Origin of the sequence: Synechococcus sp. H60.2 (assembly GCF_047462315.1) — a bacterium.
Classification (GTDB): domain Bacteria; phylum Cyanobacteriota; class Cyanobacteriia; order Thermostichales; family Thermostichaceae; genus Thermostichus.
Genome location: NZ_JANSIZ010000030.1, coordinates 1 through 21,887, shown reverse-complemented (window position 1 = coordinate 21,887; position 21,887 = coordinate 1). Strand labels below are relative to the sequence as shown.

22 protein-coding genes are annotated in these 21,887 nt (G+C 59.5%); 15 read left to right on the top strand and 7 right to left on the bottom strand.

The genetic code is table 11. From position 1 onward, the window contains the following. Window positions 1-5: 5 nt before the first annotated feature. The 5 genes from NW845_RS06530 to NW845_RS06510 are packed head-to-tail and all read left to right on the top strand — an operon-like array spanning window position 6 to window position 3,906. Window positions 6-1,169, top strand: coding sequence for a molybdopterin molybdotransferase MoeA (locus tag NW845_RS06530; protein WP_414372611.1), 1,164 nt, complete (start codon window positions 6-8; stop codon window positions 1,167-1,169). Window position 1,170: 1 nt separating this feature from the next. Then, window positions 1,171-2,109, top strand: coding sequence for a GTP 3',8-cyclase MoaA (gene moaA / locus NW845_RS06525; protein ID WP_414377625.1), 939 nt, complete (start codon window positions 1,171-1,173; stop codon window positions 2,107-2,109). A gap of 4 nt (window positions 2,110-2,113) precedes the next feature. Continuing rightward, on the top strand, window positions 2,114-3,181 hold the full coding sequence (moaC, locus tag NW845_RS06520; RefSeq protein ID WP_414377623.1) for a cyclic pyranopterin monophosphate synthase MoaC: 1,068 nt from the start codon (window positions 2,114-2,116) through the stop codon (window positions 3,179-3,181). Between the two features lie 8 nt (window positions 3,182-3,189). After that, window positions 3,190-3,453: a MoaD/ThiS family protein gene (locus NW845_RS06515; RefSeq protein WP_414377620.1), complete on the top strand. Its 264-nt coding sequence runs from the start codon at window positions 3,190-3,192 to the stop codon at window positions 3,451-3,453. Next, the gene (locus tag NW845_RS06510; RefSeq protein WP_414335721.1) at window positions 3,454-3,906 is read left to right on the top strand and encodes a molybdenum cofactor biosynthesis protein MoaE; all 453 of its coding nucleotides are present in this window, start codon (window positions 3,454-3,456) and stop codon (window positions 3,904-3,906) included. Window positions 3,907-4,094: 188 nt separating this feature from the next. Here the strand turns inward: NW845_RS06510 and NW845_RS06505 are convergent, their stop codons facing one another. After that, window positions 4,095-4,508: a transposase gene (locus tag NW845_RS06505; protein ID WP_414377617.1), complete on the bottom strand. Its 414-nt coding sequence runs from the start codon at window positions 4,506-4,508 to the stop codon at window positions 4,095-4,097. 754 nt (window positions 4,509-5,262) lie between these two features. On the opposite strand from NW845_RS06505, the gene NW845_RS06500 reads away from it, so the two are divergent. The 7 genes from NW845_RS06500 to NW845_RS06470 all read left to right on the top strand — a co-directional run bounded on the left by NW845_RS06500 (window position 5,263) and on the right by NW845_RS06470 (window position 11,354). After that, window positions 5,263-5,688, top strand: coding sequence for a hypothetical protein (locus NW845_RS06500; protein ID WP_414377615.1), 426 nt, complete (start codon window positions 5,263-5,265; stop codon window positions 5,686-5,688). A 714-nt stretch (window positions 5,689-6,402) separates the two neighbouring features. Further along, complete coding sequence (locus NW845_RS06495; protein ID WP_414365848.1) at window positions 6,403-7,257, top strand: leishmanolysin-related zinc metalloendopeptidase; 855 nt, start codon at window positions 6,403-6,405, stop codon at window positions 7,255-7,257. Between the two features lie 2 nt (window positions 7,258-7,259). Continuing rightward, window positions 7,260-7,643, top strand: a complete 384-nt coding sequence (locus NW845_RS06490) for a hypothetical protein (protein ID WP_414332533.1) — start codon at window positions 7,260-7,262, stop codon at window positions 7,641-7,643. A gap of 66 nt (window positions 7,644-7,709) precedes the next feature. Continuing rightward, a complete protein-coding gene (locus NW845_RS06485; protein WP_414377612.1) occupies window positions 7,710-8,048 on the top strand; it encodes a hypothetical protein in 339 nt (112 codons plus the stop codon). Then, window positions 8,048-8,941 (top strand): DMT family transporter, encoded by an 894-nt coding sequence (locus NW845_RS06480; protein ID WP_414332529.1) that lies wholly within the window; start codon window positions 8,048-8,050, stop codon window positions 8,939-8,941. The genes NW845_RS06485 and NW845_RS06480 overlap by 1 nt, the downstream gene beginning before the upstream one ends. A 4-nt stretch (window positions 8,942-8,945) precedes the next feature. Beyond that, window positions 8,946-10,028 (top strand): glycosyl transferase, encoded by a 1,083-nt coding sequence (locus NW845_RS06475; RefSeq protein ID WP_414377610.1) that lies wholly within the window; start codon window positions 8,946-8,948, stop codon window positions 10,026-10,028. A gap of 30 nt (window positions 10,029-10,058) precedes the next feature. Next, window positions 10,059-11,354 (top strand): class I SAM-dependent methyltransferase, encoded by a 1,296-nt coding sequence (locus tag NW845_RS06470; RefSeq protein WP_414377608.1) that lies wholly within the window; start codon window positions 10,059-10,061, stop codon window positions 11,352-11,354. Between the two features lie 37 nt (window positions 11,355-11,391). Here NW845_RS06470 and NW845_RS06465 read toward each other — a convergent pair whose 3' ends face one another. After that, window positions 11,392-12,171 carry a hypothetical protein gene (locus NW845_RS06465; RefSeq protein ID WP_414332523.1) on the bottom strand — a complete coding sequence of 260 codons (780 nt, stop codon included), beginning with the start codon at window positions 12,169-12,171 and terminating at the stop codon, window positions 11,392-11,394. Window positions 12,172-12,451: 280 nt separating this feature from the next. On the opposite strand from NW845_RS06465, the gene NW845_RS06460 reads away from it, so the two are divergent. Both NW845_RS06460 and NW845_RS06455 read left to right on the top strand, forming a co-directional pair. Beyond that, window positions 12,452-13,747 (top strand): efflux RND transporter periplasmic adaptor subunit, encoded by a 1,296-nt coding sequence (locus tag NW845_RS06460; RefSeq protein WP_414377605.1) that lies wholly within the window; start codon window positions 12,452-12,454, stop codon window positions 13,745-13,747. Between the two features lie 55 nt (window positions 13,748-13,802). Continuing rightward, window positions 13,803-17,000 carry an efflux RND transporter permease subunit gene (locus NW845_RS06455; protein WP_414377602.1) on the top strand — a complete coding sequence of 1,066 codons (3,198 nt, stop codon included), beginning with the start codon at window positions 13,803-13,805 and terminating at the stop codon, window positions 16,998-17,000. 89 nt (window positions 17,001-17,089) lie between these two features. On the opposite strand, the gene NW845_RS06450 is transcribed toward NW845_RS06455, so the two are convergent. From NW845_RS06450 to NW845_RS06435, 4 genes are all read right to left on the bottom strand, one after another. Further along, complete coding sequence (locus NW845_RS06450; RefSeq protein ID WP_414372633.1) at window positions 17,090-17,338, bottom strand: DUF2949 domain-containing protein; 249 nt, start codon at window positions 17,336-17,338, stop codon at window positions 17,090-17,092. 164 nt (window positions 17,339-17,502) lie between these two features. Beyond that, the gene (locus tag NW845_RS06445; RefSeq protein ID WP_414365856.1) at window positions 17,503-18,303 is read right to left on the bottom strand and encodes a hypothetical protein; all 801 of its coding nucleotides are present in this window, start codon (window positions 18,301-18,303) and stop codon (window positions 17,503-17,505) included. 121 nt (window positions 18,304-18,424) lie between these two features. Then, entirely contained in the window at window positions 18,425-19,174 is a 750-nt protein-coding gene (locus tag NW845_RS06440) for a low-complexity tail membrane protein (RefSeq protein ID WP_414377599.1), read from the bottom strand. Window positions 19,175-19,185: 11 nt separating this feature from the next. Then, a complete protein-coding gene (locus NW845_RS06435) occupies window positions 19,186-19,404 on the bottom strand; it encodes an NAD(P)H dehydrogenase subunit NdhS (RefSeq protein WP_414365858.1) in 219 nt (72 codons plus the stop codon). Between the two features lie 117 nt (window positions 19,405-19,521). On the opposite strand from NW845_RS06435, the gene NW845_RS06430 reads away from it, so the two are divergent. Next, window positions 19,522-20,103 (top strand): FHA domain-containing protein, encoded by a 582-nt coding sequence (locus NW845_RS06430; protein WP_414365859.1) that lies wholly within the window; start codon window positions 19,522-19,524, stop codon window positions 20,101-20,103. Here the strand turns inward: NW845_RS06430 and NW845_RS06425 are convergent, their stop codons facing one another. After that, window positions 20,104-21,606, bottom strand: coding sequence for a cation:proton antiporter (locus tag NW845_RS06425; RefSeq protein ID WP_414377596.1), 1,503 nt, complete (start codon window positions 21,604-21,606; stop codon window positions 20,104-20,106). Window positions 21,607-21,887 lie beyond the last annotated feature (281 nt).

Below are 21,887 nucleotides of genomic sequence, written 5' to 3'. Positions count from 1 at the left end.
CGCTTATGATCAGCGTCCAAGAAGCTGAAGCCGTTATCAAAGCCCAGTGGCTGCCACCTAGAACCGAGTCGATCCCAATCGCGAAGTGCGCAGGCCGGGTTCTTGCTGAGCCGATCTATGCCGATCGTGACTACCCGCCGATTAACCGCGTCATGGTGGATGGCATTGCCATTAACTACGCTGCCTATGCCGCTGGGCAGCGCCGCTTTAGGGTTGCGGGCATGGCTGCCGCTGGGGTAAGCGCTGCCACGCTGGCCGACCCGCAGCAGTGCTTCGAAGTGATGACCGGCTGTCCCCTGCCGCTGGGTAGCGATCTTGTCGTCCCCTACGAGCAGATTCGTATCGAGCAGGGAGTCGCTACCATCACCTATGAAGTTGAGCGCAGCAGAGGTGATTTTATTCATCGACAAGGCAGCGACTGCATCGCAGGGGCACTCGTTCTCCACCCCGGCATTACCCTCAAGAGCGTTCATATCGGCATTCTAGCCTCCTTCGGCTACAGCCATGTCCAAGTCGAAGCAGCTCCCCGCATCAAACTTGTAGCCACAGGTGATGAATTGGTCTCCATCGAGCAAACTCCCACACCCTATCAACTGCGATGCTCCAACGCTTACGCCCTCAGAGCTGCTCTCCTCGCCTACGGTTACACCGAGGTCGAGATTGACCACATCCCCGATGATTCGGCTAGCATTATCGCCCACTACCAAACTAACACCCAAAGCTATGACCTCTTGATTTACACCGGCGGTATCTCGAAGGGAAAACGCGACTACTTACCTCGAATTTGGCAACATTGTGGCGTTACTGCCTATATTCACGGTGTCGCCCAAAAACCGGGCAAGCCGATGTGGTTTGGCATTGATCATCAAGCTAACACCATTGTCTGGGGGCTACCAGGCAATCCTGTCTCAGCTCTTGTGTGTCTGCATCGCTATCTGCTGAACTGCACCGTTTATTCCGGCTATCTGGGTGAGACCATTACCTTTGAGCCTAATCTCACTTTTTTTGTACCTGCCAAGCTTGGTAGCAACCAAGCCCTCACACTAATCATGCCTCAGAGCTCTGGCGACTTTGTTGCTCTGGCAACCAGCGATGGCTTTGTAGAGCTCCCCCAAGATCAAGTGGTCTTTAAGGCTGGCGAAGTCTTTTTATTCTATCCCTGGTACTAGGATGCAACTAGTTGATCAATGGAACCGCCGCATTCGCAAGCTGAGGGTCTCCCTGACCGATCAATGCAACCTGCGCTGTCGCTACTGTATGCCCCTGTATCCTGAGTTCATGGACAAAAGCAGCTATCTAAGTCCGCAGCAATACAAAGACATTATCGGTGAGCTGCTGGACTATGGCATCGAGGAAGTTCGTATCACAGGTGGCGAACCCCTGGTTCGGCGCGAGTTTGCCGAAATCATGCAGGGGCTTGCTGAGCTGAAAATTCCCTCCCTCAGCCTCACGACCAATGGAGTGCTGTTGCACCTCTACTGGGATGTCCTTAAAGCTGCCAATGTTCATAATCTTAACATCAGTCTCGACAGCCTTCAGCCTGCTACTGAAGCCTGGATCACACACCGAGACTGCCTTGCCGATATTCTTCGTAATATCCGGGAGGGTATTGCTCAGGGGTTTAGCATCAAGCTCAACACAGTTCTGATGCGCGGCGTCAACGATCATGAGCTGTTTGATTTTGTTGAATTTGCTCGCGAGACAGGTGTGACAGTTCGCTTTTTGGAGCTGATGCGGATTGGCTATGCCAACCATATTTATGATGAGCGCTACATTTCAGCACAAGAGTGTATTGCTCGCCTAAAGGAACGCTATACCCTAACCCAGCTGCCGACGGTACCTGATTCTACAGCATTCTACTTCACAGTCGATGGGGCTGCCAAAATCGGATTTATTGCCTCCGAGTCGCAACCTTTCTGCAGCACCTGCTCGCGCTGGCGCTTGACCGCCGATGGACGTCTCTTTGCTTGCCTATTTACCGAAAACGGCTTGTCAATCCGTGATGTGACACCAGAACAACGCCGACAGATTTACCAACAGCTTTTAGGGATGAAGCCAATGCGCAGGATCGAGCAGGTTTTACATCCGATGTACAGTTTAGGGGGCTAGATCTATGGGTGAGGCTGATCGTGTATGGGCGCATCTTGATGCTCAGGGCCAACCGCAGATGGTGGATGTCAGTAACAAATCTGCATCTTTGCGAGTAGCGACAGCTCAAGCAATAGTTCAACTGCCGCCCGCTTTGAGTACATATATTGTTGGTCAAGATATTTACCTCGAGAAAGGAGTGGTGTTTCAGACAGCAGTTATCGCGGGTACTATGGCTGTTAAAAAGACTGAGCAACTGATCCCTTTTTGTCACCAGATTCCCGTCGAGAGCTGCACCTTTGATATCAAAATTGATGATCGCTTGCTTGTAACTGTTCACTGCACCGTCAAAACCAGCGCCAAAACAGGCGTTGAAATGGAGGCCCTCTGTGGTGCTTCGGTAGCGGCGCTGACGATCTACGACATGTGCAAGTCGGTGTCACCCCACATCTGTATTCGAGACACCCGCCTAGTGACCAAGTCCGGCGGCAAAAACGCCCTCCTGGAGCGTCCTCTCTACGGTCTGGTACTTACAGGGGGACAGAGCAAGCGCATGGGCCGGGATAAGGCTCTGCTGAAACACACTGGCAAACCCTATGCTGCCTATCTCTATGAATTGCTACAACCCTACTGCCAGCGAGTTTATCTATCAGCGCGTGCCGGTCAGTGGTTGGGTACGCCACTGGAGTTGCTGCCCACGCTGCCGGATCAAGTAGAAAGCGTTGGCCCAATCAGTGGTCTGCTGACTGCCCTGAACACCCATCCCGAAGCTAACTGGTTAGTTGTTGCTTGCGATCTCCTCAATCTGCAAGCAAAGACAATTCAAAAGCTACTGGAGCACTATCAAGCTGAAACAGTTGCGACCTGTTATGCTAACCCCAAACTTGGCTTTCCAGAGGCTCTCTGTGCAATCTATACTCCTCAGGCTGCAGCAGTGCTGAGGGCTGCCTATGCAGCCGGGGTATACTGCCCTGTTAAAGTCCTTGGCGACCAACCCTGTACCCTAGTTACCCCTGACTGTGAGGCCGAACTGATGAACGTCAATACCCCAGAGGAGTATGCTGCCTTTGAACGTCTTTTAAGCCCAAGGTAATCGAAACTATGACAACTCAGTCCATTCTGACCAAAACTGTAACTATCCAGTATGTGGCGATGCTGAGGGAGCAGGCTCAACGAAGTAGAGAAGTGCTCCAAACCAATGCAGCAAGCTACCTGGAGTTGTATCAGCAGGTGAAGGCGAAGTATGGCTTCCCGCTGGCAGTGGAAGATATTAAAGTTGCTGTCAATCATGAATTTTGTGACCTAACTAGTCCGGTCGACGACCACGCCTTCGTAATTTTTATTCCGCCAGTCTGTGGAGGTTAGATGCTGCGGTTTTTGATTAGTGATACTGCTATCCAAACAACCGAGCTCAGCCGCTTACTTGCCGATAGCACAGCGGGTGCCCTCGTAACCTTCGAGGGTTGGGTGCGCAATCACAACAGGGGAAGGACTGTTCTCAGCTTAGAGTACGAAGTTTATGAAATCCTCGCCGAGAAGGAGGGCGAAAGGATCCTCCGGGAGGCCTGCTCTAAGTTCAATCTCTGTGGCGCTATCGCCTGTCACCGCCAGGGCCATCTTGCGATTGGCGACATCGCAGTGTGGGTTGGTACTACCGCTGTCCATCGAGCTGCTGCCTTTGCTGGAACACGCTACATCATTAATGCCATCAAGCATCGGCTGCCAATCTGGAAAAAAGAGTACTATCGTGACGAGGAACCGCAGTGGGTTTTGTGCCAAAAAACACCCTCGCTATTCGAACAATCATTTGATGAATAATTTCTAGGCTTTCTAGGCTGGCGTTAGAGAGTGTCATTGTTTGAACCAGGAGCAGTGTGGGGATCCCTGGCATGGACTTGGCCAGGCGGTGGTTCTTCACCTGCAAATCCTCATACGCCACGACGTTGTTAGACAAAGTGCTCTGCACCGCCAGAGGCGAGCACTACGTACCGGCCCAGCTTCATGGCTCAGTCTCTACGCTGGCGCTGGACTTTCAGGTGTACCTTGCCCAACCTCTTTCTCCGTTTGTGGTAGGGGTTGGACTGCCGCTCAGCTCCCTTGACGAATGTCCTGCTCAACTTGCGTTGATGTCTTTTCAGCCGCTTCTCATTCCGGCGCAAAAACTTAGGACAATCTACCGTGTTCCCCTTCTGGTCGGAGTAGAAGTGGTGCAGCCCCAGGTCGAGACCCACCATCTGGCCGGTGTACTTGCCCTGGGCCCAGCGCTCTCTGTCGAGGCAGAACTGGGCGTAGTATCCATCCGCTCTGCGCACCACCCGCACCCGGTTGATCTTGGAGCCGAGGATAAGCTGTCTGGCTTTGCCGTTGCAGTACAAGGCAAAGGTACCTGCCTGGTTGCCGTCGGTGAAGGTGATGGCCATCCCGTCAGGTGAAAGTTTCTACTCCGACTGCTTGTACTCACTTGTACTCAATGGATACGAATGGCCTCATTCAGAGCTCGGTACCGCTCTGGTCTTCCGTTGAGCAGCTTGGCTTCCCTAGCTAGCATGAAACATCACACGCTCGCACGGATAAGAAAGACAGCACTTCATCCCCATAGCTAAAGCTAGGGGCCTTCGCGCATCGCTTTCCGGCTAAATGAAAGGGACAGCCTGGGGCAGAGGTTCGGTCTCAATGGGCTGTCCCCACCATTACCTACAATATCTAGTGTCTCAAACCCTTTAGCTGCCTATTTTCCCCCAATATACAGGTGAAAATTTGCTGGCTATCGACCAGCTTCCCTTGTCCTTTACCTTGGAGATAGTTGAAGGAGGAGATCTGTGCCCCTTTTTGGAAAGCTGTGGTACATTCGAGGGAGGCCAGAGCTGAGCCTTTCCGAGAAGCAGGCTAAAGGCTTTTTGGAGCAAAGCAAAGGGCTCTGCTGCAATGGCTTAAGTTTGTAGGGCTGTTGGCTTTTTCTCATCTTGATTGTCTGAGGTTCTCTGGTTTTGTTTGCTCTAGTCTTAGACTTGTTGGGGATGGCCACTTTCTAGAGGATTTGCGATGGTTGGTTAGCTGTTGTTGAGCATTACTTCTAATTGCTTCTTGCCTGTTGTCAATCCGCTTGCTCCTCAAGACCGACTGCCCATGACAGACACTCGTCCTTGTGCACCCTGTATCGTAGATAGCGGAATTTTGGTTAATAAGCGGGATATTTACCGTCTCCTAGCGGATCTGGGGCGGGTTCGCTACTTCGATATCGTCGATGGTTGGGTGCGAAAGCAGGGGGAGGGCTATGTGATGGAGGTGTTTCAGGATGCAACGGCGGCTACCTTGGTGGCCAATCGCAGCCTTTACCTAAACCTCAACAGCTTCGACTACGCCTGCTTGCGGGATCCCTCCCCCTCGGAGGTGGCAGGCATGGAGGGGGAACGGCCCAGCGTGGTGATTGATCTGGTTCAGGAGAGCCGCATCTTGCGTTTGGTGCCTCTGTCAGATCCGCTATCGGATCCCGCGCAGTTGTGGGCGGACACTCAGGCGTTGCAGGCGGCAGCGGCGGACGCTTTGGGGGCGGGCTGGAGCCTAGAAGAGGAAGACAGTTCTTGCGACCCGCTGGATTGAAAGGACTCAAAAAAACAGGCCGCCAGACTCATCTTCGCTCACTCTTAAGGTTACTGTTATTTCAGCTTGCGTCGGGCACTGAAGGTGCTGGGAGTCGAGTGGAACAGTACCTTTGGGTAAAAGGAAACTACCCCGCAAGAGGAAACACTTGGGGAAATGAGCACAGCTCCTAGCGTAGTGACAGGTGGTGAATAGTGGTTAGTAACTGGTGACGAGTCACTAATCACTAGCCACTAGTTAGTTAAGTGCTGTTGTGGAACCAGGAACAAGAATCCTCGCCCTTTAGGGCGGGGGAGTATGTTCATTAGCGAGTTGGCTGAGACATTTCCTAGACGTTTGCCATCGGTTGGGTTTTTCACCGTTTTGGGTGCTTGTCTAGGAATGGCATGCCTCGTCAACAGCTATACCATTGGCAAGCAACTGAGGATCCAGAGGGGTTTCCCCAGCCTCCTAGAGATCACTCCTCGGGAATGGGTATGGGTGGCAGAGCCTAGGGCAAATCCTGCTCGGCAAATGCGGGCAACCGCTATGATCCGTCTGGGCTGTGGGGCCTTTGGAGGCAGTGTGAAGGGTTTTCGGAAGCTTGGGGGGAGAACGTGGAGCTTGCGCCTGCTCGGATCCCTGATAGCTGTACTACTGCTACTGCTGCTCAAAGCGTGCGGGGGAGGGGGTGGTTTCCCCCCTTCTTCTCCTCCGACTGCCGTTCCCACCCTTTTGCCTTCACCGATAACTGCCCCTGTTTCTCAGTTCACCATTGACGTTCGTTTTCCCGACAACAGCCTCACTCCCAGCCAGCAAGCCATTGTCCGCAGCGCGGCCTTGAGGTGGCAGGAGATCATCGTCGGGGATCAGCCGGATCTGGGGCCCACCAACATCCGGGCCGGCGAGTGTGGTGCGGGGGCTCCCAGCACGCCGCTCGATTTCCCTATCGACGATCTATTGGTGGAGGTGCGGGCAAGAGACCTGGGCGACGAGCGGATTTTGGGGGGAGCGGCTCCCTGTTTTGTGCGGGCCTCCAATGGCCTGCCTTTCTACTCTGTGGTTGTGTTCAACAGCCGAAACCTCTCGGCTTTGGAAGAGCGGGGCGACCTGCCCATTACTGCCCTGCACGAGTTGGGCCATGCGCTTGGCTTTTTGCCCAGCGTCTGGGATCCCAAGGGGCTGACGGTGGGCTTGGTGAAGCGGGATCAGCCGACGCCGCCGGGCTATGACCCCCACTTTATTGGCCCGCGGGCGGTTGCCGCTTTTACCACGTTGGGGGGGAATGCCCCTTCTGTTCCCTTAGAGAACCAGTTTGGGGAGGGATCCCGCGATTCCCACTGGCGGGAGAGCGTCTTGGGTCGGGAGCTGATGACCAGCCGCCTCGACCGGGGGGTGCCCAATCCCTTAAGCATCCTTACGGTGGGAGCGATGGCAGATATGGGCTACGCAGTGAACCCGGCGGCAGCCGATGGCTTTGAGCTGGGGCGCAGCCGGCCCCTCTCGGAACCCCTGGAGCTGCAGGAGCTGGAGCTGGCCCTACCGCTGCGGCGCTTCGATGCCACAGGCAGACCGGTGGGGGATCCCTGAGGTTGAAAAAAGCATATCTACCTATAGCCAAGCTGCCCGTTCTTAACAATAATGAGTGGCCAGTTGCAGAACGTTACGACATCGGCAAAATGGGCATTCTCAAAAAGCTGTTCGGCGGTCTTTTTTCCTTCTTTGGCATTCTCTTCGGCGGTCTGGTGGATTTTGTAACCGGGCCTTTTCGCTCGGCGCCTGGACAATCCGCTCCAAGCCAGTCGGCAACTTCCTCTAACTCTGCGGCAACGGCTGCACCTGCCAAGCCCAAAGTGGTGGTCGAAAGGCCCTTTGTGCCCAACGAGATCCCGGCTCCGCGTCCTAACCGTCGCCCTGGCCCAGCTCTAGATCTGTTCCGCGCCATGGCCCAAGAGATCCCGTCGGCGCGGGCCTAGCTTGCCCTGCTTTTGGGGAGCAGCTCGTAAGATGGAGATGGCCCTGTATTCTGGAGACTGCTCCCTATGTCGGATCTTTCTTTCTCAGAACAAGAACGGCTAAAACAGCTTGAGCGCGAACTGGAGCAGGCAGCTGCGGCCTCTGGGGCGCTGAGCTCGTCTCAGGGGAAAAATGCCGTTCGCACTTGGGCTGAGACATGGGGGCGTCCACTGCTGACGGTTTTGGCCATTTTGGGCTGTATCTTGCTGGTGGGGCTGGTCTTCCGGGTTTTCGCCACTGTTCTCAAGTGGGCGGTGGTGGTGGGGCTGGGCTACCTGCTCTACGTCTGGGTGGTGGCGCCACGGCTGGGCCTTCCCACTGGAGCGAGGCCAAAGGCAGAAGACAGGGATCTGGACAGCTTTTGATGCGCAGGGATCCCTGGCGGGCCCGCGCCTACCTGGCAGCGGCTATCTTGGGCTGGGCCACAGCGGCCAGCGCCTTTAAGTTCGGGTTGCAGCACCTCTCACCGACGGTCTTGCTGATTTTTTCGGCGTGTAGCTCCTGCCTAATCTTGGGGATGGTTCTGGTGGTAACAGGGCGGGCGCCTCTTGTCCGCCAGCAGAAGGGATCCCAAATTGGCCTGTCGGCGCTGCAGGGGCTGCTCAACCCGTTTGGCTACTACGGGGTGCTCTTCCAAGCCTATGATCGCCTCTCGGCCCAGGCGGCACTGGCTTTAAATTACACCTGGCCGCTGCTGCTGGCTCTCTTGGCGGTGCCGCTGTTGGGGGAGCGCCTGCGCGGGCGGCTGCTGCTGGCTTTGGGAACGAGCCTGGTGGGGGTGGTGCTGGTGGCCACGGGGGGCTCCTGGGGCACCCTGCAAGTGGAGGATCCCTGGGGAGTGGGACTGGCGGTGGGCAGCGCCGCTATTTGGGCCCTCTACTGGCTGCTCAATGTGCGGGATGGACGGGATGCCGTGCTGAAGTTGTTCCTGGGGTTTGTCTTCGGCAGCGGCTATTGCCTGGCGCTATTGCCGTTGCAGGAGCTGAGGTGGACTCTAGCAGGGCTGGGCTGGGCGGCCTACATCGGCTTGGCGGAGATGGGCCTGACTTTTGTGTTCTGGCTGCGGGCGCTGGAGCTGGCGGACGAGCGCGGATCCCTGGCCAATTGGGTCTATGTCACGCCATTCCTGTCGCTGGGGTTGATCGCGGTGCTGTTGCAGGAGCCGATCGCGCCAGGATCGCTGCTGGGCCTGGGCCTCATCTTGGCCAGCAACCTCTGGGGATCCCGGCGGGAAAAGTCTCAGCCTGTGCTTTCCTAAGGCTATGGCGGTGAATCCAGTTCCTCTCTATGTGGCGGCAACGGCCCATGGGTTTGGGCACGTCACCCGGCTGACGGCGGTGGTGAACACTTTGCGGCGGCGGGAGCCGCAGATCCTGCCCATTTGGGTGACGCCGGCTCCCGCTTGGCTGCTGGAGCGCTACGGGGAAGGGGAGTTTCTGCATCGGCCCCGCGCTTTGGACGTGGGGGTGGTGCAGCCGGATGGGCTGCAGGCGGATCTGCCGGCGACGTTAGTGGCCCTGCGGGCGTTCCAAGCGGGGTCTGCCGACCTCATCCGAGAAGAGGCGGAGTTCATCCGCAGCCAGGGGGTGCCGTTGCTACTAGGGGATGTGCCCCCCATTGCCGCCGCCATTGCCGAGGCCGCCGGGATCCCCTGCTGGATGGCCAGTAACTTCGGCTGGGACTTTATCTATCAAGAGTACGGCCCCCAGTTTCAGCCCTTTGTAAGCTGGATCCGCGAGCTGTACGGGCGCTGCCAGCGGCTGTTTCGCCTGCCCTTTGCTGAGCCTATGGGCGCCTTTCCCCACCAGGAACCCGTGGGGTTGACGGGGTCGGATCCCCGCTACTTGGCTGAGGAGGTGGCCCAGCGCCTAGGGCTGGAGCGGGAGCGGCCCACGGTTTTGTTGACCTTTGGCGGGCTGGGGCTGCAGGGCTTGCCCTACGAGCGGCTTTTGGATTTTCCCGACTGGCAGTTTCTCACCTTCGACCCCAAGGCTCCCCCTTTGCCCAACCTGCAGGTTTTGGACGGGCAGAGGTGGCGCCCGGTGGATGTCATGCCCCTCTGCCGCTGGGTGGTGTCCAAGCCGGGCTATGGCACCCTAGCGGAGGCGCTGCGCTGTGGGATCCCCATGGCCTGTGTCAACCGTTCCAGCTTTGCCGAGTCGCCCCTCTTGGTGGAGGGATTGCGGCGCTACGGCTGGCATCGTATCCTCTCGCCGGAAGAGTTCTTTGCGGGATCCTGGGACTTCTTGCGGGATCCCCCTCACCCACCCCAGGCGTCGGAGGAGCTGGATCGGGGGGGCAACGAGGCCATTGCGGACGCCATCGCGGCGTTCCTGAGGCAGTAGCATAGGGAGCAGCTTCCTGGAGTGGATCCCATGGCCGGCAGCACAACCGAGTCTTTGCGGCAACTCTACGAGGAACTGCCCTATCCCAACGTACCTGTTGAGGCGTCGGGCCGCAGCGCCATCGGTAGTCTGTACCGCCTGAGCTGGACGACGGCCCAATACGCCCGTACCCGCGCCATCCTGCCCAGCGAGGGGATCGCCATCCTCAACGTCGGCTGTGGCTCCGGCTGGGAGACCTTGATCTTGGCGGAGGCCAACCCAGGGGCGCGGCTGGTGGCCTGCGACCTCTCGCCGGCGTCGGTGCAGGCAACGGAGCGGCGCCTGCGCTACCACGGCTTTGGGGAGGTGGAGCTGCATGCCCTCAACCTGTTGGAGATTGAACAACTGGGGCAGCGGTTTGACTTCATCAGCCTCAACGACGTGCTCTATCTGCTTGAGGATCCCGTGGCGGGCTTGAAGGCGCTTAAGCGGGTGCTCAAGCCGGACGGGATCTTGCGGGCCAACCTGCACCACGCCTACCAGCGGCAGGTGATCTTCCGCCTGCAGGAGGCGTTCCGGCTGCTGGGCCTGTTTGAGCTGCCCACCCCCGAAGCCTGCCGGCGGGTGCGGGAGTTCATGGCCAGCCTGGCCTCTGACGAGCTACGCGCTGCCCTGCGCTGGGATCCCCAGATCTACAGCGACGACACCAACATCCGCGCCAACTACCTCTTACCCGGCGACAAAGGGTTTTTGCTCCCGGATCTCCTGCGCATGCTTCAAGAGGCGGAGCTGGGCTTGGTTTGCCTGGTGGACTACGCCGACTGGGATCCGACGCTGCTCTTCAAAGACAGGGCCATGCCGGCTTGGCTGCAGGCGGAGCTGGACAAGCTTTCCCCTGCCGAGCAAAACCACTTCTACGAGCTAATCTACCCCGACCACCGCCTAATCGACTTTTGGGCGGAGCACCCCGGCTCTTCCTTGGTCTTGCCCTGGAGCGACGCCGACTGGCTGGAGGGCAGGGTGCAGCTCAACCCCATCCTGATGGACAACGCCGAGTTTCGCCACAACTTTGCCCAGGCCCACGAAAAAAAACTGGAGTTTGTCATGAACTGGCCGGGGGCCAGCCGTGGGCGCCTGACCATACCAGCCCCCCAGATGGCCTGGCTGGGATCCCTGTTGCAGGGGCCAGTGGCGGTGGCTAGCTTGGTCGAGCAGGCGGCCCAAGCCCATCGGATCGACCAGGAAGCGGCCCAGGAGGAGGTGCTCACCTACCTGGCAGGGCTGGAGTCGTTTCTGTTTGTGATGTTGGATCCCAGCCCAGCTTCTCTTGCCAAAGAAGGGATTTGAAATGGCGGCAATCTTGGGCCTGCAGGGGAGAGGATCCCTAGCGGTCCACCAGGCGCAGCTCAAAGGTAAGAATGTTGGCGGCCAAAATCTCCAAAGCTCCCCCCTCGATGAGGTCGCGGGTGAGGGCAGCCCCAGAGCCACTTTGTTGGATCAGCTCTCGGCTGCGGCGCACTGTCTCTTGCCGCTGGGGATCGTCCACAACCACCTGCCGCTGGTTGGAGAGGCTGAGGCGGTAGTAGTGGGGCAGCTCGCCACGGGTGGCGTCAATGGCCAGGTTGGTTTCTTCAGGAGCAACGCGGAAGGGGGCACGGGCGGTGAGCAGCGCCACCTGGATATCCTGATCCCGCCCGTCCAGGCCCTGGAGCTCGGAGATGTCGATCTGGAAGCGGAGGGTGTCGCGGTCGCGGCTGAGGCGCTCTGCCCGCACCTGGTTAAAGCCGACGGCAAACTCTCGCTCCGGCTCGCCAAACCGCTGGATGGTGGACTGCAAGACCGATTCTTCGTTGAGGGGGGTAACCCGGATGAGGTAGTCCCAGTTCTGGACAAAGGCATACTCATTGGGCCCGACGCGGACATTGGGATCCACCAGGTTGGCAGTGGGGCCAGGGCTGCCGGCCCGGCTGAGGGCCACCAGGTACCAATAGTTGGGGCTGATGGGCAAGCCCATGGTCATGCGCACTTCCAATACTGGCCGCGCCCAAGCAGCAACCGCCGTGAAGGCTGTGATGGCTGCTGCTCCGAGGCAGCTCCACAGCCAGTGCTGAGGACGACAGTCGAGCTGCAGCGGGCGAAACCAGGTTACGGCTACAGTCCTCATATCAACTTCCTCAACTGCAGCGACTTGCCTTCGCGTCAGGTAACAAAAGATCCGATGCTTGCGCAACAAGTTTAGAACCGTCTGGCCAAAGATGGCCGTTGTCCGGCGAGCTGGGGCTCTGGACGCTAAGCTGGGCTTTTGGCTAAGCATACACCTTAGTTCTGGATTGGGAAGGATGGCAAGCGCTTTTGCACAGGTGCAGGAAGGCACAGGCTCATTACCTTGGTTAGTTGAGCCAATGCAGAGAGGGGATGCCTCTGTTGTGGGAGCAGTTGTAATCATGAGGCGATTGCGAACAGCTCTGCCGCTGTTGTGTTTTTCTTTGCTGCTGGCTGCCTGTCGAGCGGGGGGCCCCCCTCGCGGCATGGAAGGCCGAGGAAGTGGACAAAGCCAGCCCACCCCGGTGACCATCGGCGCCGTGGAAGAACGGCCCATTCAGGAGACTGCGGAGTTCATCGCCAGCCTCGGATCCCAGCAGGTGGCAAGCATCCGGCCCCAGGTGAGCGGCCAGGTAACCCAGGTGTTCGTGCGGCTGGGATCCCAGGTCTCTGCCGGGGCGCCCCTGTTTGCGATCGACAGCCGGCAGCAACAGGCGGCGGTGGCCGGCCAAACGGCGGGGATCGCGGCGGCCCAGGCCAACCTGGAGAGCAGCCGAGCCGTGCTCAGCCAGTTGCGGGCGGAGCGGCTGCGGCTGGAGGCGGCGGCAGAGTTCGCCCAGGAGCAGCACGAGCGCAACCTGCGCCTCTTGGCCGAGGGGGCTATTAGCCAGGCGCAAGCGGATCAGTCCAGCCGCGATCTGCGCCAGGCGGAGGCAGCCTTGGCGGCCCAGCAGGAGCAGATCCGGGCCCAAGAGGCGGCCATCTTGCGGGCAGAGCGAGAGGTGGAGCGGGCCCGGGCCGAGGCGGAGCGGCAGCAGGTGCAACTGCAGTTTTTCCAGGTCACGGCTCCCTTTGCCGGCATTGTCGGCGAGGTGTTGGTGCGGCAGGGGGATTATGTGACACCCCAGACGGTTTTGACCACCCTGACCCAAACCCAGGCGCTGGAGCTGAACCTGAACATCCCGCTGCAGCAGGCCCCCCGCCTGCGCATCGGCACGCCGGTGCAGATCCTAGATAGCGGCGGCGAGGTCATCGGCACCAGCCAAGTCTCTTTCATTGCGCCTGAAGCGGATCCCGGCACGCAGTCGGTACTGGCCAAGGCCTTGCTGGAGAACCCCGCCGGCCAGTTGCGTAACGCCCAGTTTGTGCGAACCCGCATCGTCTGGGAGGAGCGGCCAGCTTTGTTGGTGCCGGTGACGGCGGTAGCCCGTCTGGGCGCCCAAACCTTTGTCTACACGGTGCAGACTGCAGATCCTGCAGAAGAGGGCCAGCCCCCTGGAGCGGTGGCGGTGCAAAAGCCGGTGCGGCTGGGATCCATCCACGGCAACAGCTACGAGGTGCTGGAGGGGCTGCAGGCCAATGAGCCGATTGTGCTGAGCGGCCTGCAAAAAATCCGCGATGGCGCCCCCATCGTTGATGAGGTGCTTTTGCAGCAGAGGAGGCAAGGAGGAGGGAGACCACCTGGATCCCCGCCCTAGATCTCCCCTCTTGAGCTCGGCCACTCCCTTCTACTCCTCATGCGGATTCCTGTCTATGTTTGTTGACTTTTTCATTCGCCGCCCTGTCTTTGCCAGCGTCTGCTCCATCCTAATCGTGCTGGTGGGAGCGGTGAGCATCCCCCTGTTGCCGGTGGACTACTACCCGCAGGTGGCGCCGCCGGCAGTGACGGTGACCGCTGTTTACCCCGGGGCCGATGCCGAGACGGTGGAGACGGCGGTGACGAATGTGCTGGAGCAGGAGATCAACGGCGTCGAGGGCATCCGGTACATCTCCTCGGTCAGCAGCAGCAACGGCACCAGCCAGATCACCGTCACCTTCAGCCCGGATCGGGATCTGGACACAGCGGCTGTGGATGTGCAGAACCGGGTGGCACGCGTGCAGGCGCGGCTGCCGGCAGAAGTGATTCAAAACGGCCTCAGCGTGGAAAAGGCGGGCGATAGCGCTTTTGTGCAGGTGGTGGCGCTGCGCTCAGAGGCGGGGGAATACGACGAGCTGTTTGTGAGCAACTACGCCGAGCTGTTCGTGCGGGATGCCCTGCGGCGCATCCGTGGCGTTAGCGATGTCATCGTCTTTGGGGAGCGCACCTATGCCATGCGCATCTGGCTGGATCCGACACGGCTGGCCGGCTACGGGCTGACGGCGCTGGATGTGGTGAACGCGGTGCGCCAGCAGAATATCCAGGTGCCTGCCGGCCAAATCGGCAGCCAGCCCAGCCTGCCGGATCAGGAGTTTCAGATCAGCGTCCAGGCCACGGGTCGGCTTTCCCAGCCGGAGGAGTTTGCCCAAATTGTCCTCAAAGCCAGCCCAAATGGCAGCTTGGTGCGCATTGCCGACGTGGGCCGGGTGGAGCTGGGAGCCCGAAGTTACGATACGTTCTTCCGCATCGGCGGCCAGGAGGCGGTGGGGATCGCCATCACCAAGCAGCCGGATGCCAACGCCCTCGAGGTGTCGCGGCAGGTGCGGCAGACGTTGGCCGAGCTGGCGAAAAATTTCCCGCCCGGCTTGATCTACGAGATCGCCTTCGACGCCACGCTGTTCATCACCGAGTCGGTACAAGAGGTGATCTTCACCCTGCTCCAGGCTATCGTCCTGGTGGTGCTGGTGCTGTTTATCTTTTTGCAAGATTGGCGCATCACCCTTATCCCTACCGTCACGATCCCGGTGGCGCTGCTGGGGACGTTCGCCTTTGTGCGCCTATTCGGCTTTTCCATCAACACCCTGACCATGTTTGGCCTCACTTTGGCCACCGGTTTGGTGGTGGACGACACCATCGTGGTGGTGGAGAACATCTCCCGCTACATCCGCGACCGCGGCATGCGGCCTCTGCAGGGGGCCTCGGCGGGGATGAACGAGGTGCTGGGGGCGGTGATTGCCACGACGCTGGTGCTGCTGGGCTTGTTTGTGCCGATCGCGTTCTTTCCCGGCACCAGTGGCCGCATCTACCAGCAGTTTGCCGTCACCATTGCCGTATCGGTTTCCCTGTCTACGTTTAATGCCATTACCCTGGCCCCGGCGTTGTCGGCGCTGCTGATCCGCCCACGTTCTGAGCAGATGTTTTGGCTGTTGCGCTGGTTTGACCGGGCGGTGGAAGGGATCCGCGCCGCCTATCGCCGGCTGCTGGAGCTGGTGGTGAAGCTGCGGCTGGTGGTGGTGGCGGGGTTTGTCGCCTGTCTGGGCCTCACCTATTGGCTGTTCCAGATCGTGCCAACGGGGTTTGTGCCGGATGAGGATCAGGGCTTTTTCATCACCATTGTGCAGGGGCCGCCGGGGGTTTCGCTCAACTACACCGACCGGGTCATCCGGCAGGCCAGCGCCATTTTGGACGGGATCCCGGAAATCGAAAACCAGGTGATCGTGGGGGGGTTCAGCTTTACTGGGCCCTCGCCGGGGAACGGGTTGATCTTCGCCACCCTCAAGCCCTGGGACAAGCGGCGGCGACCGGAACAATCGGCGCAGGCGATTGTCAACCGGCTGTTCGGGCCCTTTTTGGGCGGGATCAGCCGCTCGTTGGTGATCCCGATTTTGCCGCCAGCCATTCCCGATCTGGGAAACACGGGCGGGTTTACCTTCCAACTCCAGGATCGGGGGGTGAACGATTTCAACCTGCTGCAGCAGACGGCCAACGCCTTTTTCTTTGTGGGCAACTCGCCGCCCCCGCCGGGCCAGCCCCCCCTGGGCGTGCGGATTAATCCGCCCACCTTCAACGCCAACTCCCCCCGGTTGCAGGTCAAGGTGGATCGGGACATAGCGCAGGTGCTGGGGATCCCGCTGGCCGAGGTCTTCGGCACGCTACAGACGCTGCTGGGAGGCACCTATGTCAACGACTTTGACCTGTTCAACCGCAACTACCGGGTCTACGTCCAGGCGGACCAGGCTTTCCGGAGCAGCCCTGAACGTATTGGCCAGTTCTACGTGCGCGGTGGGCAGGGGCAGCTCTTGCCCTTGAGCACGTTGGTTCAGGTGGAGGAGACCACCGGCCCGGCGCTCATCAATCATTTCAACCTCTTCCGCTCGGCGGAGATCCAGGGCAGCCCGCTGCCGGGCTTCAGCTCGGGCCAGGCCATTCGGGCTATGGAAAGTCTGGCTGCCCGCTTGCTGCCCCAGGGGTTTGGCTTCGAGTGGTCGGGCCTGTCCTTAGAAGAGATCGAGTCGGGGGGGCAGGCGCCGCTGATCTTTGCTTTGGGGTCGGTGTTCGTCTTCCTGGTGCTGGCGGCCCAATTTGAGAGCTATGTGGATCCCTTGATCATTCTGCTGGCGGTGCCGCTGGCGGTTTTGGGGGCGCTCTCGGCCCAACTGCTGCGGGGCCTGGCCAACGACATCTTTTGCCAAGTGGGGCTGGTGATGTTGATCGGTCTGGCCAGCAAGAACTCGATCTTGATCGTGGAGTTTGCCAACCAACTGGTTGCCCAAGGGATCCCACTGGCCAAGGCCGCGATCCAGGCGGCGGAGACGCGTTTCCGCGCCATCCTCATGACGGCTTTGAGCACGATCCTGGGCATTTTCCCGCTGGCGGTGGCCAGTGGCGCCGGGGCTGCCAGCCGCCAATCTCTGGGCACGGCTGTTATCGGCGGTATGTTCGTCTCAACCCTACTCAGCCTGCTGGTGGTGCCGGTGCTGTATGTCGTCCTCAAAGGGATCCAAGCCCGGCTGTTGGGGGGAGCGACTGTGGATCTGGCGCATCTGCCGCCGCCAGAGGATCCCAAAGGTCTGCTGCCGGAAGAATCGACTTGACTGCAGGGCAAGACCTATGCTTGTGGATTCCAGCTTCTTCCAGGGACACAGAGGGATAGCGCAGAACCTTGGGGCTCTTGCCCCTTTTCTCAGCCGAGGGCCTCGTCTCGGAGCAGCTCGGCGCCGCTAGATACTCTCTCCCAGAACTGGGCCAAGTGTTGCAGGCCCACGAACCCCAACTGCCAGAGGATCAAAGCCAGGGGGCCGTGCTGCTGCCGCTGGATCTTCAGGGCCAAGGCCAGTTGTTTGGGCTTGAGGAGCTGTTGCTGCTCGGCAAAGCGGCAGAACTGCCGATCCCATTGGCTGAGGGCTTGTAAATCCGGCACAGTCGGTTCCATAGGTCTGGCTTGGGTGCAACTAGACGCTGGATCCCTAGAAGGGATCCCCTCCTGTGGATCTCTTCTTCAGAGTACGTGTCTCACCACCTCCTCCCAAGGCGGGTCAAGGCAGAGAGCACTGAGCTTTGCCGCAGAGCTGGGTCGTGGGGGGTGGGCTGAGCAACCTAGCTCCAGGGATCGTCATCGAAGGGGCTGTCCGACCAGTAACCGCCCGACTGGGGTGGAGGAGACTGTTGGGGTGGTGGGTAGCCGATGGGAGTGGAGGGCGGCGGGGTAGGGATGGGAGTCGGCTTTTCCATATCCTCAAGCCGCGGCAGGTCAGTGGGTTTGGGCTCAACACCGAGGCTCCTCAGCTTGGCCTGAGCTTCCTGTATCTGGGCGTTCAGCTCTTCCAAGTAGGCCCGGTAGTGGTTGGCGGCTTCTAAGTATTGCTTGGCTTTGCGCTCGTTATCCTTGATGACGGCTTCCAGCTCTTTGTTGCGAACGGTGTAATCGGCCTCTTGGTTGGTGAGGTTTTCGATAGCCTGGTTGAGGACGGCCCGCCGGCGCTCCAGTTGGGCTACAATCTCTGACAATTGCCGTTCCCGCTCGCTAAGGCTGCGCTCGCGGTTTTGCGTTTGCTCCAGTTGAAAAGCAGCCTGGCTCAGTTGTTCACGCAGGTACATCACCTGGGGCTCAATCTCGTTGCGCTCCTGCTGCAACTCGAAGACCCGTGCTTCTAAGTTGTCTTTTTCTTGCTGCAGCACTTCCCGCTCATTCAAGAGACGGGTATGGAGCTGGTTGAGGAAGTCCACCTCCATCACCACCTGGCTGAGCTGGGTGGCATATTCTCCAAGCTGAGCCAACTCCCGCGCGAGGTTTTGGGTTTCGCTGGTGGCTTGCTCGGTGAAAAACGGGGAAAGCTGGGTGGTTTCTCTGAGGCGTTGGGTGAACTGTTTCAAGCGGGAGGAAAGGTTGCTCGCCATTGCCGGTGCGGTAGCCTCGAAGGTCGGGAGAACGCCGATGGTCAGACAACAGTCTGGATTCCATCCACTCTAACATCGAGCTGCAGTTTCTTTGGGGTGGAAATCCGTCCCAGCAACCTGTCTAGGTAAAGTCAGGGGTTGTTTCCGGTGTGGCAGCCTCCCGTCCTTCAGATTCAGTATCTGAGCTGGCAGCTTCAGATACTTCTGTTACTTTACAGTCAAGTCTCTGATTTTCATCCTTTTGTCCTTGGGGTGGGACTGCGGATCCCAGAGCGGCAACCCAGCGTAACAGCCGTTGCAGCAGCGGGATGTGGCGATCGCCAACAACGGAGAAGCGGCTTTCGATCTCCTCAGCAGGGATGGGATCGATTTGGGCCAGCTCCAGCTCGCTGAGGAGGAGCACCCGCACGGCTGCAATGGGGATCTGGAAAAACAGGTTGGCCCCCCAAAACCCGAAGGCGGCTATGGCCAGGCCGGCCAGGCGGGTGCCGCCACCGGGGGTGAGGGAGGCAAAGAGGGGGGCAAAGTCGTAGAGGCGCTCAAAGACTTCTAGCAGCAGGAGTGCCGCCAATACCGTCAAGATCTTGTGTTCGGGGCTGAGGAAGGCAGCTAAAATACGCCGTTGGCCGGGGGTGAGCTCTTCGGGAGGAATGGCGGCCACCCACAGGCTGAAGATGTCGAACGGTTTGCGCCACTGCATGGCAAATACTGGCCCAATGCCCGCCACAGCCACTGCCGCCTGCTCTACTCCCACCGGCAGAAGGGGATCCCCCGTGGCCAACCCAATGACGGTTAGCCCAAGCCACACGGGAAAGAGGAGGATCCCAGCGGCACAGATCCAGAGGAATGGTTCCTGCCAATGGCTGCGCATGGAAAACCAAGCTAGCGACGGGATTTGTCCACCACTTCCAGTTCCGTGAGGCGGAAGGTTACCAATTTATCCCAGTTGCCGCCCTCAAAGAGGACAGCAGCGTGGTCGTCGGTAACCCGCTGCACCTGTCCTTCAAAGAGGTAGTAAGTATCGTTGGGATTGATGACCCGCACAGCCACCCCGGGGTAGATCGGGGGAAGTTCCTGGAGAAGGGATGAAGCTGAAGTCATAGCTGCTGTTTACAATTGCTCACTGCTAGGGGAGCCCTGTCCTATCATTATGAGGGAAAGCCTCTCTTTTGCCGAGTCCCCCCTCGGCGGAGCTAACCCCCGGCCAATGCTCAGACCATGCCTACCGACTCCGCCTTCTCTTCATCCCAGACTTGGCATGTGCTAGTGATCGACGACGAGCAGGGACGGCGGGCCGTGGCCCTCAGTGCCGCCACTTATTCTATCGGCAGGGATCCCAGCAACGCTATTGTCATCCATTCGGCAGCTGTTTCCCGGCAACATGCGCTGCTGTTGCGGCTACCGCACAAGGACGGCCAGTACACCTACCGGCTGCTGGACGGCAATCTTGAGGGCAAGCGCAGCACCAACGGCATCTCAGTGAACGGGCAGAGATGTCTGAGCTGGGATCTCAAGGACGGAGATCAGATCCTGTTGGGGGATCAGGTGCGGCTGCAATACTATGTTCGCCGCTCCTGCGATGCCGATTTTCAGCAGTGTCTCCAGGCTGTGGGCTTCCGCAGCGTCAAGGCAGAGGTGGTGGATCGACGCTCGACCACAATACAGCGGTTCGACCCGCCGTCAGTGCAAGCGATGGCGCCACAAGCAGAGACGACGGACAGGATCCGAGATGGGAAACCACGTCGGCGCAACCCTCTGCGGCTGCTGGTACAGGCCATCTGGCGGCAACTGAGGGGTTGATTAACCCTCAGGAATACCCACCCGTCCTGAGTCTGGGGGAGCGAGCTCTGGAGCACTGGCAGCGTCTTTGCGGCCTTGCTCCGTGACCTCCGCCTGTAGCTCCAAGAGAGAGGGAGGGGCATCGTCTGGGCCGGACGTATTGGCTTCTATTGCTTCCCCGCCCACCAGCACCCCCCGCAGCCAGAGGGGGGCGATGAAGGTGGTGGCAATCACCATGACGATGATGCTGACGTCGAGAGCCTCGGAGAGAACGCCGCTGGCCGCTCCCACGCCGGCAAACACCAGGCCCACTTCGCCGCGGGGAATCATGCCCACGCCGACAGCGTAACGACTGATGCCCGGCTTGCCAAACGCCCCCAGGCCAGCGGCCAGCTTGCCGAAAATGGCAACGCTAACCAAGAAGACGGCAATGATCAACCCCTCCCGGTTGGCAGGGATGGCGGGGTTAAGGACGGCGAGGTTGGTTTTGGCCCCGACACAGACGAAGAAGATGGGCACCAGCAGGTCGGAAACGGGTTTGATCTGCTCTTCTAGCTCTTGACGCTTGTCGGTTTCCCCCAGAATCAGGCCGGCGGCAAAAGCGCCCAAAATCGCCTCCAGGTGGATCACCTGTCCCACGTAGGCCAACAAGAAAGCCAACACCAGAGCGGGCAAAAGGGGGTTGCCGCGGGCTTTCAGGTGGTTGAGAAGGGCCACAAAGTAGGGGCTGAGGAGTCGCCCCAAGACGATAGAGCCGACCAGAAAGACGACGGCGCTGAGGATGATGAGGCTCACATCGGCGACGTCAACCTCTCCGGTTTTGGCCAAGCTGGCCACCACGGCCAAGATGATGATGCCCAACACGTCGTCCAGGACAGCGGCGCCGATGATCACCTGGCCTTCGGGGGAGGTGAGTTTTTGCAGCTCGGCCAAGACGCGGGCGGTGATGCCAATGCTGGTTGCCGTCAGAGCCGCCCCGGCGAAGATGGCAGGGATGGCGGGCACGTGAAAGAGGTAGAGCAGGCCCAGGGTTCCCGCCGCAAAGGGGACAGCAACCCCAATAACGGCCACAGCCGCTGCCTGCGGGCCAACCCGCAACAGTTCCCCCAGATCCGACTCGAGGCCAATTTCAAATAGGAGGATAACTACCCCGATCTCCGAGAGGACGTTGATGATCTCAGTCTGGGAGGCAAACACCGGCACAAGGGATCCCTCGTCGAGGCCGGCAGTCACTTGCAGCAGTTGCATCAAGGCGGAGGAGTGGGCCAAGTTGTGCAACGTCTCTGGGGAGACCGGCCCTTCTGGAAAGACCAGCAGCCCCAGGGCAGAACTTCCCACCAAGACACCCCCCAGCAACTCTCCCAGCACCGGGGGGAAGCTGAGGCGAACGGCAATTTCTCCGGCGATGCGGCTGGCCAAGTAGATAACCACCAACGCCAGCAGCACCGCCACCAAGATCAGGGGAGAGAGGTTGTCTCCCACTGGCGGCTCAACGGAAGCAGCGGCTTCGACAGCCAGCAACACAGGATCTAGGCAATTCAACAGCAAGATCTCACCCTCAGATGGACAGTTTTTCGTCTAAGCCGGCCTAACCAGAGCGGCAGAAAAGCTTGGGTTGCCATCTCTGGGGTCGCTCCGCCGGAAGACTGTTACAAAACCTAACCTCCCGCGCAATCCCCTGGCAACGCCCATGTGAGCACTCTTTCCCTTTGCCTATAGTCCAGATAAATGAACTACCCCACCGCGCAGGCGGGTGGGGTTTCCCCATCCGCTTTACGGCGAGATTTTTGTCTCTTCCTCTGCCC